Raw genomic sequence first — 15,516 nt, 5'->3', positions numbered from 1 at the left:
ACAAAGGATTACCCAAGATGAACATTTTTAAGACCTTCGCCATGACCGCAACCCTGCTGGCCGGCGGCGCCACCGCAACCCTGGCTGCCAGCCCCTATGACGTCATGGACGGCGTGAGCTCGCTCGGCTCGATCCAGGAAGCCGGCGGCGCCACCGTGCTGCAGGTCAATGCCAATGAAGCCTTCACGCTCAAGTTCGACAACGATGTCAGCTCGGTGCAGGCCCGGGTCAAGAACAACCCGCGCCTGATCGAGACCATCGAACGCCAGGGCTATACGCTCGAGCAGATCGTCGGCGTCAGCGGCGACCTCAACAGCCTGACCCTTTACGCGCTGTAAGACCGGCGCAAGCCAGGGCGGTATTGAGCCGCCCCCTCCCCTTCCCTCCCCAGACAGAACTGCCCAACGACCCGAGCGGGTCGACGGCCGGCCCATGTCGGCCCGAGTTCGGGCAGTTCCAGCATCATCCGAAGGAAATCATCATGACCACTCTCAAGATCCTCGCCCTGACCGCAACCCTGCTGGCCGGCGGCGCTACCGCAACCCTGGCTGCCAGCCCCTATGACGTCATGGACGGCGTGAGCTCGCTCGGCTCGATCCAGGAAGCCGGCGGCGCCACCGTGCTGCAGGTCAATGCCAATGAAGCCTTCACGCTCAAGTTCGACAACGATGTCAGCTCGGTGCAGGCCCGGGTCAAGAACAACCCGCGCCTGATCGAGACCATCGAACGCCAGGGCTATACGCTCGAGCAGATCGTCGGCGTCAGCGGCGACCTCAACAGCCTGACCCTTTACGCGCTGTAAGACCTGATCCGTCGCGACAGCATGGCCGGCCCCTTGTGGGCCGGCTTTTGTCGTTCAGACGAGGCGTGGCTCGAGGTGATCCTCGAACAGCAGGCCGGGCCTCGCCGCCAGAGCCGGGCCGTAGAGCGGCTCGGCGGCGAGGGAAATCTCGAGAAAGCGCGTCAGCCCGGGCAATTCGGCGGCCGGCAGGCCATAGTGATTGCCGGCCAGGCGCTGCAGCAGGGTGGTCTTGGAGGCCATCATGCCGGCGGCGACATTGGCGCCATTGCTCATCGAGGCGGAGCGCTTGATGTAGTCATGCAGCGGCGTGCCGAGATGGAACGAGGCCGGCACCTGGCCATAGAGCTGCAGCAGCAATTCGAGGTCCGTCATATTGCTCATGGTGGCGTCATAGCGGGCGTCGGCGCGGCGGCGATCCCAGACCAGCATGGAATCCATCGACAGGCTCACCCATTTGTGTTGCCCGGGGCTGAGGGCGCGATCGGGGCCCTGGCCGACAAAACGCAGGTGCCGAAAGCTGTCGTCCATGACGTCGAGGGCAGTGGTGACGATGGCATGGTCGGCCAAGGCGGCCACCGCCCGTTCGAGCTTTTGCGGCTTGAAGCGATCATCAGCATCGAGAATGGCGACATAGGGGGTGGCGAGGCGGTCGAGCGCCACATTGCGGGCCCGCGACGCGCCCAGGCCCAGGCCGCCGCTGTCGAGGTGGATGATGCGCGGATCGGCGATGCCGGCGGATGCCAGGAAGGCGGCATAGTCAAAGCCGTCATCGGCAACCAGCCAGAGCTGCCAATCGGCATGGGTCTGGGCCAGCACGCTCTGCACGGTGGTCACGATGGTGGCCTGGGCCCCGAAGGCCGGGGTGATGATGGAAACTGCCTGCGACATGGCGACCGGATCCTGACCTTGAACGATGCGCGTTGAGGTCCCATATTTCAGCCAGACGCGCGATGCCACACTTATCGGGTCGCGGGTCGATACGTTGCTTGATGATCAAGGACGGCTGGCATGTCGCGTATTTCGGTCTTTTCCGCCCCATTTCTCCTCGGCTTTGACAGTTTCGAGGAGCGTGTCGACCGGTTGGCCAAATCCGCCGACGGGTATCCGCCGTATAATATTGAGCGCACCATCGATGCAGTGGGCACCGAGCAGTTCCTGGTGTCCATCGCGGTCGCCGGCTTTGGCGGCCACGAACTCGAGGTGATGGCCGAAGACAACCAGATCATCGTGCGCGGCAAGCAGAAGGACGAAACCGGGCGGGAGTTCCTGCATCGCGGCATTGCCGCACGGCAGTTCCAGCGCGCCTTCCTGCTGGCCGATGGCATGATCGTGAAGGATGCAACTTTGGGGCATGGTATGCTCGTTATTGCCATAGAGCGCCCCCAGACGCCCAAGATCGCTCGCCGTATCGAAATTCGCTCAGTCTGAGGAAAGGGCCGACCCATGTATGAAAAACGAAATGAAATGGCCGCCGCCAATCGCGTCATCCATCCGCTGAAATCGCTGACCCGCGCGCAGTTTGCCGCGCTGGGCGGGGATGCCGTCGCCTATATGCGGCCGGTCAGCGGCGCCGTGCTGGGCACGATGATCACCGATGCGGTATTCGAAGCCGAGGCGGAATATCAGCTGCTGATGGCGGCCGATGGCACGCCGCTGCTGGTGACCGATACCGAAGATTCAGTCAGCGACTGGCTGGGCGAGAACAATCTGGGCCTGGCAACGCTGCATTAGCCGCCCCTTTCCCGAAATGACAAACCCTCCGGCAATGCCGGAGGGTTTTTTTATGCGCCCGGGGCCCAAGCTCAGGCGGCGTAGGTAACCGGCAGCGGCGCGGTGAGGATGGCATGCAGACGCGCCGGATCAGCGGTGGCGCGCAGCGCGTCAACGACTGATTCGGTGCGCAGCAGGCGGGCGACGCGCGACAGGGCCTTGAGATGATCGGCGCCGGCCCCGGTCGGGGCCAGCAGCATGACGATCAGATCGACGGGCTGATCGTCGACCGCGTCAAAGTCGATGGGCTGGTCGAGCCGGGCAAACAGGGCAGTCACGCCACCCAGTCCGCCCAGCTTGCCATGCGGAATGGCGATGCCATTACCGAGCCCCGTCGAACCAAGGGCCTCGCGGCTGACAATAGCCTCGAGGATCTCGGCCTGCGGGTACCCGGTCAATGCAGCGGCACGAACGGCAAGGGTTTCAAAGAGCTGGCGTTTCGCGGTGATGTCCGTGCAAAACAGCACGGCACGCTCAGCCAGAATATCGGCCAGTTCCATTCAAATCGCCTTGAGATCAACTGCGCAAACTACGGCTCAGGGGGCGGTCAATTCGCCCCCAGGGCCGGATCAATCCAGCCAATATTGCCATCGGAGCGGCGGTAGACCACATTGAGCCCGCCATGTCCAGCATGGCGGAACATCACAACCTGGCTACCGGTGAGATCGAGCTCCATCACCGCCTCCTCGACGCTGAGCTGACGCAGGTTCTTGGTGCTCTCGGCAATCACCGGGGGCGCATAGTCGGCATCGAGCTCATCGAACTGGGTGCCGGCGTCGAGCACGGTGTACTGGGCGGTCACATCCGCTCCATTGCCGCGGCGAATCTGCTTGAGCTTGCGGTTGTAGCGGCGCAGACGCTTTTCAATGTTGAGCGCCATGACTTCATAGGCAGCGGTGGGTTCGCCCCCCTGGGCACTGGCCTGCAGGGTCGCGCCGGAATCGAGGTGAACCACGCAATCGGCGCGGAAGCCGATGCCGTCGGGGGTGAGGGTGAGATGACCGTCATAACCACCATCGAAATATTTTCCGACGACGGCGGCGAAATGATCTTCGGCTTTACCCCGCAGGGCATCGCCGACATCCATGTTCTTTCCCGATACGCGTAAGGTCATGGCTTGTCTTTCCTTCTTGTCGTTGTGCGACGTCAGGACCTCCGAAAGCCGTTCCCGGTCTTCGGGATGACGCCTGTCGCCTGCCCCTTGGATATGGGTGGACGACAGGGTCAATGCTAGACCTGCGCGCCGTGCAGGTGCAATGCGCAAGTCCGGCATGTGGTTCGTTTATTGTGCGGACAGGGCGAACAAAGCAGGCTAAATTCTGCCGCAAAACTTATCGCTTCGGCAGGAAACCGGGGCGCTCAGGCCAGCTGCTGGGCGTTCTTCATGCGGCGGCGGCGCATGACCGACGAGGGAATGTTCATGCCCTCGCGGTATTTTGCCACGGTGCGGCGGGCCAGTTCGATGCCCTGTTCCTGCTTGAGCAGGTCGGCAATGGTGTCGTCGCTGAGGACGGCGGTGACCAGTTCGGCCTCGATCAGCTGCCGGATGCGGTGACGCACGGCCTCGGCTGAATGGTCATTGCCACCGTCGCTGGCGGCAATGGCGGTGGTAAAGAAATACTTCATTTCGAACAGGCCGCGCGGGGTGGCCATATATTTGTTGGCGGTGACGCGGCTGACGGTGGATTCGTGCATGTCGATGGCTTCGGCCACCATGCGCAGGGTCATCGGCTTGAGATGGGCAATGCCGTGGGTGAGAAAGCCGTCCTGCTGGCGGACGATTTCGGCGGAGGCCTTCAGAATGGTCTGGGCGCGCTGGTCGAGGCTCTTGGTCAGCCAGTTGGCGGTGGCCAGGCAATCAGACAGGAAGGCCTTTTCGCCGGGGGCACGGGTCTTTTTGGTGACGGTGGCGTAATAGACGCGATTGACCAGGACGCGGGGCAGCACCTCGGCATTGAGCTCGATCTGCCAGGCGCCGTCAGGGCCGCGCCGCACGAAGACATCGGGCACCACGGTTTCGACCGGCCCGCTGTCAAAGGCCAGGCCCGGGCGCGGATCGAGCCGGCGCAATTCGCCCAGCATGTCGAGCAGGTCCTCGCGGTCGCAGCCAAGGACGCGCATCAGCCCGGCCATGTCGTGCTCGGCCAGCATGGACAGGTTGTCGAGCAGCGCCTGCATCATCGGATCGAGGCGGTCGCGCTCGCGCAGCTGGATGGCGAGGCATTCCGGGACGGTGCGGGCAAAGACGCCGACCGGATCGCAACCCTGCAGGGCCGTGAGTACGGCCTCGATATCGGCCAGCTCGGCGCCCAGCTGGTCGGCCAGCGCCTGCAGGTCGGTGGTCAGGTAGCCGGCCTCGTTGAGCCCGTCGATGAGGTGGCGGGCGATCAGACGGTCGGCCGGGGTGCGCAGGATGAAGTTGGACTGGCCTTCGAGATGTTCGCTCAGGACCGGGCGGGAGGCGACGAACTGGTCGATGTCGGGGGCCTCGCCAGCTGCGCTGGCGCCATTGCGGTCGAGCCGGCTGGCGGGATTGAGCTGGTCCTGCGCGCTCTGGTCGGGAAAGACGTTGTCGACCGCCGTATCATAGCCGTCGGCAATGGAATCGGCGTCCTGGATGCGGTCGCCGCGGTCGACGGTGTCCTCATAGGCGCTGATCTCGGTGGAGCGCTCAGGCGCCTCGGGGGGCTCGGCATCGGCTGCCGCGGCGCCATCCTCGCGCTCGAGCAGCGGATTGCGCAGCAGTTCCTCCTCGACGAAGCTGTTGAGCTCAAGATGGCTGAGCTGCAGCAGGCGAATGGACTGCATCAGTTGCGGCGTCAGGGTCAGGCTATGGGCCTGCCGGAATTCCAGACGCGGCGAAAGTGCCATTCAGCTCTAGACCTTTAGCGCAAGTTCAGGCCGGGTGCGGCCAAGTTTCAAGCAAAGCATGCCGCATTATTGGGCAGCGGGCAAGCAGGCCAGGTCAGCGGCGGCAAAATTCGTGCCAAGTCCGATTGCGGCGTCGTGCCCGCAAAGCGCGCGTCAGATGGCAAAATTCTCGCCGAGATAGACCCGGCGCGCGTCCGGATCGGCGCTGATGACGGCGGGAGAGCCCTGGATCATCACCTTGCCGCCATGGATGACATAGGCGCGGTCGACCAGACCCAGCGTCTCGCGCACGGCATGATCGGTGATCAGCACGCCGATGCCGCGCTGGGTCAGCTGGCGCACCAGGCCCTTGACCTCGGCGACGGCAATGGGATCAACGCCGGCAAAGGGCTCGTCGAGCAGCATGAAGGCCGGATCGGCGGCCAGCGCCCGGGCGAGCTCGACGCGACGGCGCTCGCCGCCCGACAGGGCCAGGGCATTGGACTTGGCCAGGTGCTGGATGGAGAACTCGGCCAGCAGCGAGTCGAGGCGAGCCTGGCGGGCCGCCTTGCCGCTGATGTGGTTTTCCAGCACGGCCAGGATGTTGCCGGCGACGGTGAGGCCGCGAAAGATCGAGGGCTCCTGGGGCAGATAGCCGATGCCGAGCTGGCCGCGCTGGAACAAGGGCAGATGGGTGATGGCGCGGCCATCGAGCTGGATGGAACCCGAATCGGGTTTGACCAGGCCCATGATCATGGTGAAGACGGTGGTCTTGCCGGCGCCATTGGGACCGAGCAGGCCCACGGCCTCGCCACGGCGGACGGCGATGGAGACGTCGCGGACGACCACGCGCTTGCCAAAGCTCTTGGCGAGGCTATGGGCGACGAGCCAGCCGGACTGATCGACGCGCGACGGGGACTGCGGCGGGGTGGACAGGGTCATTGTGAGGAGAAGGTTCCCGTGACCCGGCCGCTCTGGCCACTGGTGAAGGTGGAGACATTGGTTTCAAGATTGACCACGAGCTCGTCGGCATTGACCGTGCCGCCGGCATTGACGACCACGACATTGCCGGTGAGCCGCAACAGCTGGTCGCCGGGGGTGAAAACGGCGTGCTCGCCGGTGGCTTCCTGGTCGACGGTCTTGAGGCGGACGTCGCCGGTAGCGTCGAAAGTCTTGAGGTCGGTGGTGCCGCCGGCGCCATAGGTGGCCTCCACCTTGGTGGCCCAGACGGTGACGGTGGGGTGGACGACCACGACATTGCCGGTGAACACGGCCATGTTGGAGGTCTCATCGAGGGTGAAGAGGTCGGCGGTGATATTGACCGCCTGCTGGGCAAAGGCCGGGGTGGCAAACAAAGCCAGCACGAAAAACGCAATCAGGCGCAGCATCATGGGGTTTCCGATCCAGGCGTCGATGGCAGCGTGACGTTCACGCGGGAAAATGTCCAGACAGCCTCGGTGACATCGTAGGTCATGCCAACGCCGTCAAGGGAGGAGCCATCGGCATAGTCGACATGCACCCGGCCCCTGGCCACCAGTGTCTGGGCGGCATAGTCGAACACTGAATCGACAACCGTCGCGGTGGTTCCGGTGGATTCGGCGATGATGGCAACGCCGGGAATGGTCACGGTTTCGGCGCCGCTGTCGAGACGGGCCGCATGCGCCGTGACCTCGGTCACCACCCCGCCAGGCCGGTTCATGGAGAGCGCGGCCTCGTCGAGATCGATCTGGTCGGCCGCGACAATGGCGGCCTGAGCCGATCGGGCCCAGACGCGATAGCTGGTGCCGTCGTCGAGCACGCCGGAATATTGCGGGGTTTCGATGGTGACCGCGTCAGGGGAGACGGCGATGCGGCCGATGCCGAAGCGGCCGGCGAGGCTGGAGAGATAGATCTGCCCGACCAGCAGGACGAGAACCAGGATACCGAGCGCCGGCACGCCGATGCGCAGGATGGCGACCAGGCGGTTGCGGCGCGCCAGGCGCTGGTAGATGGCCTCGCGTTGGGCGGCATCGGCCTGCAGGTTCGTCACCGTCATGGCCATCAGCTATGGGCGAAGATGTCGATCTCGCCCCAGCCCAGCAGATCGAGTTCGCAGCGCGTCTTGAGAAAGTCGAAGCACTGGCGGGCCAGCTCGGTGCGGCCTTCGCGGGCCAGCATGCGATCGAGATGGCGCTTGAGATCGTGCAGGTAGAGCACGTCGGAGGCGGCATATTCGAGCTGGGCGTCGCTGAGCTTGTCGGCGCCCCAGTCCGAGCTCTGCTGCTGCTTGGACAGGTCGACGCCGAGCAGTTCGCGGCTGATGTCTTTCAGGCCATGGCGATCGGTATAGGTGCGGACCAGCTTACTGGCGATCTTGGTGCAGAAGATCGGGCCGGTAACGACGTCGAAACGGTTCTTGAGCGCGGCCACGTCGAAGCGGGCATAGTGGAAGATCTTGGTGACGGCCGGATCGGCCAGCAGCCTGACCAGGTTGGGCGCCTGGCTGACGTCCTGGGGGAGCTGGACGATATCGGCGCTGCCGTCGCCGGGCGAGAGCTGGATGACGCAGAGCCGGTCGCGATGGGGTTGCAGGCCCATGGTCTCGGTATCAATCGCGACTTCGCGGCCATCGTAATTGGACAGGTTGGGCAGGTCGCCGCGGTGCAGACGGATGGCCATGAAAATCCTCGCAGGAAGAGTAGCTCCCTGATGCCACAGCATCACGGCATTGGAAAGGCTGGGCAGGCGACGGGCCCGGTGCGCGGCGATCACAAAGCCGAGCTGCGGCGGCGCCGCACCAGCACGGAGAGGCCCAGGCCCAGCAGCAGGGCGATGAGCAGGGGCCAGTAGCGAAGCTGGCTGAAGGGGGTGGAGGCGAGCCGCTCATCGGGCTGCACGTCGAGCGCGTCCATCTGCAAGACCGGCAATTGCGCAGTGATGCGGCCGAGCGGATCGGTGACAAAGGTCAGGCCCGAATTGGCGGCGCGGACCAGGCTCATGCCCTCCTCGACGGCGCGGATGCGGGCGTGATGGGCGTGCTGGGCCGGGCCGATGGAGTGATCGAACCAGGCATCATTGGTGATGTTGAAGAGGAACTGGGCCCCTGCCGTGTCGCCCAGATCGCCGGAAAACAGGATCTCGTAGCAGATCAGCGCCAGCAGAGCGGGCTTGCCGGGCAGGGTCATCAGGCGGCGGCGGGTGTCGCCATGGCTCCAGCCTTCGGCGCCGGGCACAAACTGCTTGATGCCCAGGCTGGCAAAGAAGGGTGCAAAGGGCAGGAATTCGCCGAAGGGCACCAGATGGGCCTTGTCGTAGCTGGCGATGATCTCGCCATTGCTGTCGATGGCCAGGATGGCGTTGAAGGGCGGGCCCGCCGGCGTGGTGGTGCCGGGCTCATATTGCAGGCGCGGCGCCCCGGCCAAAAGGGTGGTGCGCTCGGGCAGCAGGCGGGCGATGCGGGCAAGGGCCTCGGGATAGGTGGAGAGATAAAAAGGCAGACTGGATTCAGGCCAGACCAGCAGGTCGATATCGGCCAGGCCCTGATCATCAGGACCGGTGCGCATGTCGGAGAGCATCAGCAGGCGATCGATCAGCGCCACCGGATCGGCATTGTTCCAGTCGGCATGCTCATAGACCAGCGGCTGCACCAGCCGCAGGGCGGTATCGGTGCGCGGGGTGACCGTGGTGCCGGTGAGGCGATTGTGGCCATAGCCGAGCTGGGCGGCGATGACGGCAATGGCGATGAAGAAGGGCAGGAGGCGCCGGCTGAGGCTGCGCTGGTCTGCCGGCCAGATCAGCGCCGGGGTCATGGCCAGCAGCGCGGCCAGCAAAGTCAGGCCATAGATGCCGATGACGGCGGCAAGCTGCATCATCTCGTCATTGGGGGTGAGGGCATAGCCGAGCAGATCGAAGGGGAAGCCGGTCAGCAGGTGGCCGCGGGCCCATTCGGCCATGGTCAGGAAGGTGGCCAGGGTGACGATGCGCCAGGGCCCGTGACTCCACAGCAGGTGGGCCAAGGCGCTGGCCAGGCCCCAGAACAGGGCGATCAGGCCAGCCAGCGCCAGGATGGCGAAGGGCATGATGAGGAGCATGATGCCGCCCTCGACGAAGAAGGCAGCGCCCAGCCAGTGGAAGGCGACGGTGAAATAGCCCCAGCCGAAGGCAAAGCCGATGGTGAAGGCCGGGCCGAACAGGCGCCGCCAGAAGCGGCCGGTTTCGGCACCGTCGAGGCACCAGATCCAGACCGGAAAGGCAATGAACAGCGCCGGCAGGACAAAGAGCGGCGGTACCGACAGGCCTGCCAGGGCGCCGGCGACCAGCAGCAGTACGAAGCGCCGCCAGCCATGGCTGAGCATGGCGGTCTCGGCGAGCCAGGTCATGGCAGTGGGCTCAGCGAATCAAAATCCATGGGCGCAAGCTGGCTGGTGGGGCAGAGAGCGTCAAGACGGGCAGGCTGCAGCAGGCGGCTTGCCGGTGTCAGCATTGCAAAAGCCAATGCATGATGCAAAAATCCGGTGCAATAACGATAGCAAGATAAGCCAAATCGATGGACCTCGACCAGCTACGAACTTTTGACCGAATCGTGCGGGAGCAGAGCTTCACCCGCGCGGCGGCCCATCTCAACATTACCCAGGCCACCGCCTCAATGCGGATGCGGGCGCTGGAGGGCCTGTTGGGCGTGACGCTGTTCCGGCGCGGGCGGACGGTGACGCTGACCGATCAGGGCATGACTTTCCTGCCGTTTGCGCGGCGTATCATCGGCACGGCGCAGGAGGGGCGCGAGGCCCTGCGGCGGGTGGAGCGCGGCCGGATCGCGATTGCCTCGCTGCGCAGCCTCGTCACCCCTTTGGTGACCGAGCCGCTGCTGCGCTTCCAGGCGCAATATCCCGGCGTCGACGTGGTGGTCAATGAGGGGCGGCAAAGCCAGATCGTGGCCATGCTGCATGAGCGCGAGGTCGAGATGGGCATATTGTGCTGGCCCAATATCGACCCGCTGGTGGTGGACCTGGTGCCGCTGTTGGTAATGCGCGAACGGGTGCCGCTGGTGGTGTCGCCCGAGATCGCGGCGCAGCTGTCGGCAGAGCCCAGCATCGAGGAAGTGCTGGCGTTGGTGCCGCGGGTGATCTCGCTGCGCTGGTGGCAGGCCGAGCCCGAGACGGCGGCGGCGCTGGTGCGGCTGGCCCAGACCAGCGTCGAGCTGCCCACCGGGCCGGCGCGGCGGTTGGCGACCAAGGGCCAGGGGCTGGGATTTTTCGTGCATTCGGCGATTGCCGAGGATGTGGCGGCCGGCCGGCTGGTGGAAATTGCCCCGGCCAATTTCGCGCCGCTGCACCGCGACACCGCCATGGTGGTGCGCTCGACCAGCGCGCTGGAGCGCCCCATGCTGGCCGACTTCGTCGCCGAGATCGCGGCCGAATGCGCCGAGGTCGGCATGATCGTGGAAAACCGGCTGAGCAGTTTGTAAGCGCGGCCAAGCGCCCGGGGGCCGGCTCAGCGCGCCGGCAGTTTGACCGCCGCCAGATAGGACAGGCACAGCAGCACCAGCTGGTTGTGGATGTCGCTGCCCAGCGCGGTGGGCAGGTTGCGCTCGAAGACGCTGCGCACGGTGCCGAAGATGACTGTCAGCAGGGTGGTGTTGACCAGGGAAAGGTCGGCGAAGCGGGCGTCTGACGCGGTGGTGAACATGGCCATGGTCGCGGCGTCGACCCGGCGGCCGAAGGTCTCGATCAAGGCCTCGGTATCGAGTTCGGCCACCGAGCGATAGAGCGCGCGCGTAACGTCGCTGCGCGCGGTCTTGGCTGCCCAATAGGTACCCACAAGCGACGCCACCATCGCGGCAATATCCTTGCCGTGCTGCGCCTGGCAGGCCGTCTCGACCTGCAAAGCAAGGTTGTCGAGATAGCGCTCGTTGAGCGCATAGAGCAGGGCCTGCTTGTGCGGGAAATACTGATACATGGTGCCGACCGAGACGCCGGCCCGGGCCGCCACGCGGGTAGTGGTCAGCCGGTGCGGGCCGTCGACCAGCAAAACCTGAATGGTTGCCTCGAAAATGGCGTCGACGGTGACCGTGGCCCGCGCCTGACGCGGCCGTTTGCGGGGCTCCAGGTGACGCGGCGCGCTGGCGGGCATAAGCGAATCCTCAAACTGAAGCATCCTTCATATACTGGCCCGAATAGTCAGACCAGCAGTGAAGGACTATCCATGACGCACCTTAATCGCATCGCGCTCGTTACCGGCGCCAACAAGGGCATTGGCCTCGAGATCGCTCGCCAGCTTGGCGAAGCCGGCGTCACCGTCCTCGTCGGCGCGCGGGATCCGGGCCGGGGCAAGACGGCGGCCGCCGCGCTGTCGGCGCAGGGGCTGGCCGTCGAATTCGTGCCGCTCGACGTCACCGATGCGGACAGTGTTGCCGCGGCGGCCCGACAGATCGAGGCCGAGCATGGCAGGCTGGATATCCTGGTCAACAATGCCGGCATCGTCGACCCGGCTGACGGCCCGCCCAGCATGGCCAGCACCGCGGCTGTCCGATGCATCTTCGACACCAATTTCTTCGGCACACTGGTGGTAGTACAGGCCATGCTGCCGCTGCTGCGCCGATCGGCAGCGGGCCGGATCGTCAATCTGGCAAGCTCGCTCGGCTCGCTGGCGGTCAACGGGGATCCGACCTCGCCCTATTACGCGGCCCGCCTGATCGGCTACAATGCCTCCAAGGCAGCGCTGAACATGCTGACGGTCCAGCTCAGCCAGGAACTGGCCGACACCGCCATTGTCGTCAATTCGGTCAGCCCCGGCTTCGTCAAGACCGATCTCACCGGCCTTGGCTTCATGACGCCCGAAGAGGGCGCCAGACTGCCGGTGCAATACGCGCTGATGGGCGCGGATGCCGTATCCGGACGCTTTGTCGAACCCGGGGGCGAAACCGCCTGGTGACGGCAGCCCCCAGGGGTCAGCCCATGCCGATGAATATGCCCGCAGCAAAGACCAGGGCGCCTCCGACCACGACCTGCAGGGCAGCCCGCCAGAAGGGGGTCTGCATATAGCGGTTCTGGATGAAGGCGATGGCCCAGAGCTCGACCAGCACCACAATCACGGCGATGGTGGTGGCGATGGCGAAATCGTGGATCAGATAGGGCAGCGCGTGGCCCAGGCCGCCAATGGTGGTCATGATGCCGGCGGCAAAGCCGCGCTTGATGGGCGAGCCGCGGCCGGTGAGCTTGCCGTCATCGGAAGCGGCCTCGGTAAAGCCCATGGAAATGCCGGCGCCGACGGCGGCGGCGAGGCCGACGAGGAAGGTCTGGTGGGTATCGCCGGTGGCGAAGGCGGCGGCAAAGACCGGGGCCAGGGTCGAGACCGAGCCATCCATCAGGCCGGCCAGGCCGGGCTGCACATAGGTCAGCACGAACTGGCGATGCGCCTCGCTCTTTTCAGCGTCGCGGCCGGTTTCGCCCAAGACCTCAGCGTCAATGCGGTCGGCGGCCCGGGCGTGCTTGCGCTCCTGTTCGGCCAGGTCGCCGAGCAGCTTGCGGATGGCAGCGTCAGTGGTCTGCTGGGCGGCGGCGAGATAGAAGCGATAGGCGCTCTCTTCCATCTCCCAGGCCTGCTGGCGGACCGCGTCCAGTTTCATGGTGGCCATCAGCCAGAGCGGCTTGCGGGTGAGAAAGCCGCGCACATGTTCGCGCCGGATCGGCACGATATGGGGCCCGAAGCGGGTGACATAGAGATCGAGCAGGCGGCGGCGGTGTTCGTTCTCCTCGGCGGCCATGCCCTCGAACAGGGCGCCAGAGCCCGGATAGACCGGGCTCAATCTGGTGGCGTATTCGGCGTAGATGCGGGCATCTTCCTCCTCGGCCGAAATGGCGAGGGCGAGGATTTCGCGCTCGCTCAGCGAGGCGAAGGCACGGCGATTGTCGGGCATGAAGCGGAGCATGACAGGCCACTTATTAGAATAGTTCTAAACAATGTTTAGAACCATTCCAAAGTGAAGACAAGTGTCGTTGTTGCCCGCTGCCTAGACCAGCATGGATTGCTGGGCGAAGATGCCGGCCATGGCGCCATGGGCACTGGCCAGGGTGACGCTGGCCATGGGACTGGCGAGATCGCCGGCGGCATAGATGCCGGGCATACTGGTCTGGTGGCGCTCATCGACCTTGAGGGCAATGCCGACCGGCGCCTCAACGGTCTCAAGGCCCAGGGCGGCATGCAGGCTGGCCGATGGCTGGTTGCGCGGATGGGCAAACAGCACGTCGAGCGCCACATGACGACCGGTATCAAGGTTGACGGTGGCGATCCGGCCGGCGGCATGGGCAATCTCGGCCACCTGACCATCAACGACATCGACCTGGCGAGAAGCCAGTTCGGCGCGGATGTCGGGGGCGATGGCGTGACCATTGGCAAACACGGTCAGGTGATCGGTCCAGTCGTGGAACAGCGACACCGCATGCTGGGCATGCGGGCCGGACCAGAGCAGGCCCCAATGCTTGTCGGCCACTTCAAAGCCGTCGCAATAGGGACAGGGCACGATGGTCTTGCCCCAGCATTCGGCGAAGCCGGGAATGGCGGGCATCTGGTCGGCGACGCCATAGCTGAGCAGCACGCGACGAGCCGCAAGGCTTTCGCCCGCATCGGTATGGACGGCGAAGTCGTCGAGGCTGCCGGTCAGGTTTTCGGCCCGGGCATTGACCAGCTTGACGGTGGCATAGCGGGCAAGCTGCTGGCGGGCGGCGGCGAGAATGTCGAGCGGCGACTTGTGGTCATGGCCGAGCAGGCCATGGGAATGGGCGGCGAAGCGATTGCGCGGCAGGCCGGTGTCGAGCACGGTGACTTGGCGGCGGGCGCGGCCGAGCTGAAGGGCAGCGGCGAGGCCGGCAAAGCTGCCGCCGATGATGATGACGTCATCCATGATGAGAGGCTCCGAGAGATGGGTGGAGGGGATGGGGGGTGGCCTGCTGGGCGATATCGGCCAACGAGACCCGGGCCAGACGCGCGGCCAGCAGCGCCTCGGCATCGGCGAGGAAGTCACCCATGACATGATCGACAGCCCGCACGATGCCGCAGCCCTGGTCGCCCGGATCGCTGGCCGTACGGATCAGCAGGCTTTCGCCCATGGCGGCATAGATAGCGTAAAGGCTGATGGCACTGGCGGGCTGCAGCAGGCGCCAGCCGCCGTCATGCCCCTTGGTGGCGCCGACAATACCGGCCTCGCGCAGGGTGCCGAGCACGCGGCGCACGACGACCGGATTGGTCATCAGGCATTGCGCCAGGGTGGCTGACGTCATGGCGGCATCGGGCTGCAGGTGCAGATGCACCAGAGCGTGCAGAGCGAGCGACAGGCGGCTGGATCGTTTCATGTAACAATAATAGTTACATATAATCCGACCTGTCAACTGTATCGACAGGGACTTGTTTTTGCCGCCACAAGCCGATGCTATGGTGCGCAGTGCCTGTGCCAGGAGCCCAAGGGGAGCCGATGCCAATGAAGACCCTGCTTGCCGCCATTGCCCTCTGCCTCCTGTCCCTGCCCAGCGCCCAGGCCTTCGATGCGCTGACCGAGGCGGTGATCGCCAGCCAGAAGATCGGCAAGCCGGTGGCGATCGAGGATGTGGCCAGGCTGATGCAGGCGAGCGAGCGCTGGTGCTATCTCGAGGAGGCCGGGAGCTGTGCCTGGACGGATGTCTATCTGGATGTCAGCCCGGATGGTGCGGAATATGAGATCGGCAATGCCTGGGACGCGACGGTCGATATCGCCCTGATCGCCCAGGGCCGTTTCGAGAACGGGCAGGCGATCTGCGACACCGAAAACGACTGGCTGGCCAGCGTGCGGGCCATGCGGCGGGGCGATGCGAGCCTCGTCGGCGGCCGCGCCCTGCGCGACCTCAAGGCGGAGATTGCCGCGGTGGTGGGCCCACCGAGCCAGGACTGCTTTGATTATGTGTTCCGGGGCGTGGACGCCACCATGCAGACGATCACCCTGCTGCAGCGGCAGTCAAGCGAGGGCGTGCATGACCCGGCGCAGGATACGCTGGTGACGCTGCATTTCGACCCCGAAACGGCAGCGCAGCTGAGCCTGCGCTGGTAGGTAGCGGCCCGGTAGCGGGCGGGCGGTGTCTGGGCGGTTG

20 protein-coding genes are annotated in these 15,516 nt (G+C 65.2%); 7 read left to right on the top strand and 13 right to left on the bottom strand.

Features of this window, described 5'->3' with window-relative positions:
- Nucleotides 1–17: 17 nt before the first annotated feature.
- Together AC4NN3_RS11835 and AC4NN3_RS11830 are read left to right on the top strand one after the other, a co-directional pair.
- The gene (locus AC4NN3_RS11835; RefSeq protein ID WP_491927294.1) at nucleotides 18–338 is read left to right on the top strand and encodes a hypothetical protein; all 321 of its coding nucleotides are present in this window, start codon (nucleotides 18–20) and stop codon (nucleotides 336–338) included.
- Nucleotides 339–481: 143 nt separating this feature from the next.
- Entirely contained in the window at nucleotides 482–802 is a 321-nt protein-coding gene (locus tag AC4NN3_RS11830; protein ID WP_491927293.1) for a hypothetical protein, read from the top strand.
- Nucleotides 803–856: 54 nt separating this feature from the next.
- Here the strand turns inward: AC4NN3_RS11830 and AC4NN3_RS11825 are convergent, their stop codons facing one another.
- Nucleotides 857–1,690 (bottom strand): glycosyltransferase family 2 protein, encoded by an 834-nt coding sequence (locus AC4NN3_RS11825; RefSeq protein WP_491927292.1) that lies wholly within the window; start codon nucleotides 1,688–1,690, stop codon nucleotides 857–859.
- A 120-nt stretch (nucleotides 1,691–1,810) separates the two neighbouring features.
- Here AC4NN3_RS11825 and AC4NN3_RS11820 point away from each other — a divergent pair, with 120 nt between their 5' ends.
- Nucleotides 1,811–2,230, top strand: coding sequence for an Hsp20 family protein (locus tag AC4NN3_RS11820; protein WP_491927291.1), 420 nt, complete (start codon nucleotides 1,811–1,813; stop codon nucleotides 2,228–2,230).
- A gap of 15 nt (nucleotides 2,231–2,245) precedes the next feature.
- Complete coding sequence (locus AC4NN3_RS11815; protein ID WP_491927290.1) at nucleotides 2,246–2,533, top strand: DUF1150 family protein; 288 nt, start codon at nucleotides 2,246–2,248, stop codon at nucleotides 2,531–2,533.
- Between the two features lie 71 nt (nucleotides 2,534–2,604).
- Here the strand turns inward: AC4NN3_RS11815 and AC4NN3_RS11810 are convergent, their stop codons facing one another.
- The 8 genes from AC4NN3_RS11810 to lnt all read right to left on the bottom strand — a co-directional run bounded on the left by AC4NN3_RS11810 (nucleotide 2,605) and on the right by lnt (nucleotide 9,780).
- On the bottom strand, nucleotides 2,605–3,072 hold the full coding sequence (locus AC4NN3_RS11810; RefSeq protein WP_491927289.1) for a PTS sugar transporter subunit IIA: 468 nt from the start codon (nucleotides 3,070–3,072) through the stop codon (nucleotides 2,605–2,607).
- Between the two features lie 47 nt (nucleotides 3,073–3,119).
- Nucleotides 3,120–3,686 carry a ribosome hibernation promotion factor gene (locus tag AC4NN3_RS11805; protein WP_491927288.1) on the bottom strand — a complete coding sequence of 189 codons (567 nt, stop codon included), beginning with the start codon at nucleotides 3,684–3,686 and terminating at the stop codon, nucleotides 3,120–3,122.
- 245 nt (nucleotides 3,687–3,931) lie between these two features.
- The gene (gene rpoN / locus AC4NN3_RS11800) at nucleotides 3,932–5,443 is read right to left on the bottom strand and encodes an RNA polymerase factor sigma-54 (RefSeq protein WP_491927287.1); all 1,512 of its coding nucleotides are present in this window, start codon (nucleotides 5,441–5,443) and stop codon (nucleotides 3,932–3,934) included.
- Between the two features lie 153 nt (nucleotides 5,444–5,596).
- Nucleotides 5,597–6,364 (bottom strand): LPS export ABC transporter ATP-binding protein, encoded by a 768-nt coding sequence (gene lptB / locus AC4NN3_RS11795; protein WP_491927286.1) that lies wholly within the window; start codon nucleotides 6,362–6,364, stop codon nucleotides 5,597–5,599.
- Nucleotides 6,361–6,813, bottom strand: coding sequence for an LptA/OstA family protein (locus AC4NN3_RS11790; RefSeq protein WP_491927285.1), 453 nt, complete (start codon nucleotides 6,811–6,813; stop codon nucleotides 6,361–6,363). Before AC4NN3_RS11790 ends, lptB begins: the two co-directional genes overlap by 4 nt.
- On the bottom strand, nucleotides 6,810–7,457 hold the full coding sequence (locus tag AC4NN3_RS11785) for a hypothetical protein (RefSeq protein WP_491927284.1): 648 nt from the start codon (nucleotides 7,455–7,457) through the stop codon (nucleotides 6,810–6,812). The genes AC4NN3_RS11790 and AC4NN3_RS11785 overlap by 4 nt, the downstream gene beginning before the upstream one ends.
- Before the next feature lie 5 nt (nucleotides 7,458–7,462).
- Complete coding sequence (locus tag AC4NN3_RS11780) at nucleotides 7,463–8,080, bottom strand: ribonuclease D (protein WP_491927283.1); 618 nt, start codon at nucleotides 8,078–8,080, stop codon at nucleotides 7,463–7,465.
- 89 nt (nucleotides 8,081–8,169) lie between these two features.
- The gene (gene lnt / locus AC4NN3_RS11775; protein ID WP_491927282.1) at nucleotides 8,170–9,780 is read right to left on the bottom strand and encodes an apolipoprotein N-acyltransferase; all 1,611 of its coding nucleotides are present in this window, start codon (nucleotides 9,778–9,780) and stop codon (nucleotides 8,170–8,172) included.
- A 167-nt stretch (nucleotides 9,781–9,947) separates the two neighbouring features.
- Here lnt and AC4NN3_RS11770 point away from each other — a divergent pair, with 167 nt between their 5' ends.
- Nucleotides 9,948–10,865 carry a LysR family transcriptional regulator gene (locus tag AC4NN3_RS11770; RefSeq protein WP_491927281.1) on the top strand — a complete coding sequence of 306 codons (918 nt, stop codon included), beginning with the start codon at nucleotides 9,948–9,950 and terminating at the stop codon, nucleotides 10,863–10,865.
- A 26-nt stretch (nucleotides 10,866–10,891) separates the two neighbouring features.
- Here the strand turns inward: AC4NN3_RS11770 and AC4NN3_RS11765 are convergent, their stop codons facing one another.
- Nucleotides 10,892–11,530, bottom strand: a complete 639-nt coding sequence (locus AC4NN3_RS11765) for a TetR/AcrR family transcriptional regulator (protein WP_491927280.1) — start codon at nucleotides 11,528–11,530, stop codon at nucleotides 10,892–10,894.
- A 72-nt stretch (nucleotides 11,531–11,602) separates the two neighbouring features.
- Between AC4NN3_RS11765 and AC4NN3_RS11760 the strand changes: the two genes are divergently transcribed.
- Nucleotides 11,603–12,331 (top strand): SDR family oxidoreductase, encoded by a 729-nt coding sequence (locus tag AC4NN3_RS11760; RefSeq protein WP_491927279.1) that lies wholly within the window; start codon nucleotides 11,603–11,605, stop codon nucleotides 12,329–12,331.
- Between the two features lie 16 nt (nucleotides 12,332–12,347).
- Here AC4NN3_RS11760 and mbfA read toward each other — a convergent pair whose 3' ends face one another.
- The 3 genes from mbfA to AC4NN3_RS11745 form a co-directional block, all read right to left on the bottom strand.
- Complete coding sequence (mbfA, locus tag AC4NN3_RS11755) at nucleotides 12,348–13,328, bottom strand: iron exporter MbfA (protein WP_491927278.1); 981 nt, start codon at nucleotides 13,326–13,328, stop codon at nucleotides 12,348–12,350.
- An 81-nt stretch (nucleotides 13,329–13,409) separates the two neighbouring features.
- Entirely contained in the window at nucleotides 13,410–14,300 is an 891-nt protein-coding gene (locus tag AC4NN3_RS11750) for an NAD(P)/FAD-dependent oxidoreductase (protein ID WP_491927277.1), read from the bottom strand.
- Nucleotides 14,293–14,748: an RrF2 family transcriptional regulator gene (locus tag AC4NN3_RS11745; RefSeq protein WP_491927276.1), complete on the bottom strand. Its 456-nt coding sequence runs from the start codon at nucleotides 14,746–14,748 to the stop codon at nucleotides 14,293–14,295. The genes AC4NN3_RS11750 and AC4NN3_RS11745 overlap by 8 nt, the downstream gene beginning before the upstream one ends.
- Before the next feature lie 125 nt (nucleotides 14,749–14,873).
- Between AC4NN3_RS11745 and AC4NN3_RS11740 the strand changes: the two genes are divergently transcribed.
- A complete protein-coding gene (locus tag AC4NN3_RS11740) occupies nucleotides 14,874–15,476 on the top strand; it encodes a hypothetical protein (protein WP_491927275.1) in 603 nt (200 codons plus the stop codon).
- Nucleotides 15,477–15,516: the final 40 nt, after the last annotated feature.

It is taken from the genome of Devosia sp. MDV22-iso42 (assembly GCF_058629155.1).
Note: the sequence above shows the minus strand (reverse complement) of the source record. Positions and strands in the feature narration are given on the sequence as shown.

Coding starts and splice junctions, on each gene's coding strand:
- AC4NN3_RS11790 (WP_491927285.1), bottom strand. CDS start 6,813: ATGATGCTGCGCCTGATTGCGTTTTTCGTGCTGGCTTTGTTTGCCACC.
- AC4NN3_RS11830 (WP_491927293.1), top strand. CDS start 482: ATGACCACTCTCAAGATCCTCGCCCTGACCGCAACCCTGCTGGCCGGC.
- AC4NN3_RS11745 (WP_491927276.1), bottom strand. CDS start 14,748: ATGAAACGATCCAGCCGCCTGTCGCTCGCTCTGCACGCTCTGGTGCAT.
- rpoN (WP_491927287.1), bottom strand. CDS start 5,443: ATGGCACTTTCGCCGCGTCTGGAATTCCGGCAGGCCCATAGCCTGACC.
- AC4NN3_RS11815 (WP_491927290.1), top strand. CDS start 2,246: ATGTATGAAAAACGAAATGAAATGGCCGCCGCCAATCGCGTCATCCAT.
- AC4NN3_RS11835 (WP_491927294.1), top strand. CDS start 18: ATGAACATTTTTAAGACCTTCGCCATGACCGCAACCCTGCTGGCCGGC.
- mbfA (WP_491927278.1), bottom strand. CDS start 13,328: ATGCTCCGCTTCATGCCCGACAATCGCCGTGCCTTCGCCTCGCTGAGC.
- AC4NN3_RS11820 (WP_491927291.1), top strand. CDS start 1,811: ATGTCGCGTATTTCGGTCTTTTCCGCCCCATTTCTCCTCGGCTTTGAC.
- AC4NN3_RS11780 (WP_491927283.1), bottom strand. CDS start 8,080: ATGGCCATCCGTCTGCACCGCGGCGACCTGCCCAACCTGTCCAATTAC.
- AC4NN3_RS11740 (WP_491927275.1), top strand. CDS start 14,874: ATGAAGACCCTGCTTGCCGCCATTGCCCTCTGCCTCCTGTCCCTGCCC.
- lptB (WP_491927286.1), bottom strand. CDS start 6,364: ATGACCCTGTCCACCCCGCCGCAGTCCCCGTCGCGCGTCGATCAGTCC.
- lnt (WP_491927282.1), bottom strand. CDS start 9,780: ATGACCTGGCTCGCCGAGACCGCCATGCTCAGCCATGGCTGGCGGCGC.
- AC4NN3_RS11765 (WP_491927280.1), bottom strand. CDS start 11,530: ATGCCCGCCAGCGCGCCGCGTCACCTGGAGCCCCGCAAACGGCCGCGT.
- AC4NN3_RS11785 (WP_491927284.1), bottom strand. CDS start 7,457: ATGACGGTGACGAACCTGCAGGCCGATGCCGCCCAACGCGAGGCCATC.
- AC4NN3_RS11810 (WP_491927289.1), bottom strand. CDS start 3,072: ATGGAACTGGCCGATATTCTGGCTGAGCGTGCCGTGCTGTTTTGCACG.
- AC4NN3_RS11770 (WP_491927281.1), top strand. CDS start 9,948: ATGGACCTCGACCAGCTACGAACTTTTGACCGAATCGTGCGGGAGCAG.
- AC4NN3_RS11760 (WP_491927279.1), top strand. CDS start 11,603: ATGACGCACCTTAATCGCATCGCGCTCGTTACCGGCGCCAACAAGGGC.
- AC4NN3_RS11750 (WP_491927277.1), bottom strand. CDS start 14,300: ATGGATGACGTCATCATCATCGGCGGCAGCTTTGCCGGCCTCGCCGCT.
- AC4NN3_RS11825 (WP_491927292.1), bottom strand. CDS start 1,690: ATGTCGCAGGCAGTTTCCATCATCACCCCGGCCTTCGGGGCCCAGGCC.
- AC4NN3_RS11805 (WP_491927288.1), bottom strand. CDS start 3,686: ATGACCTTACGCGTATCGGGAAAGAACATGGATGTCGGCGATGCCCTG.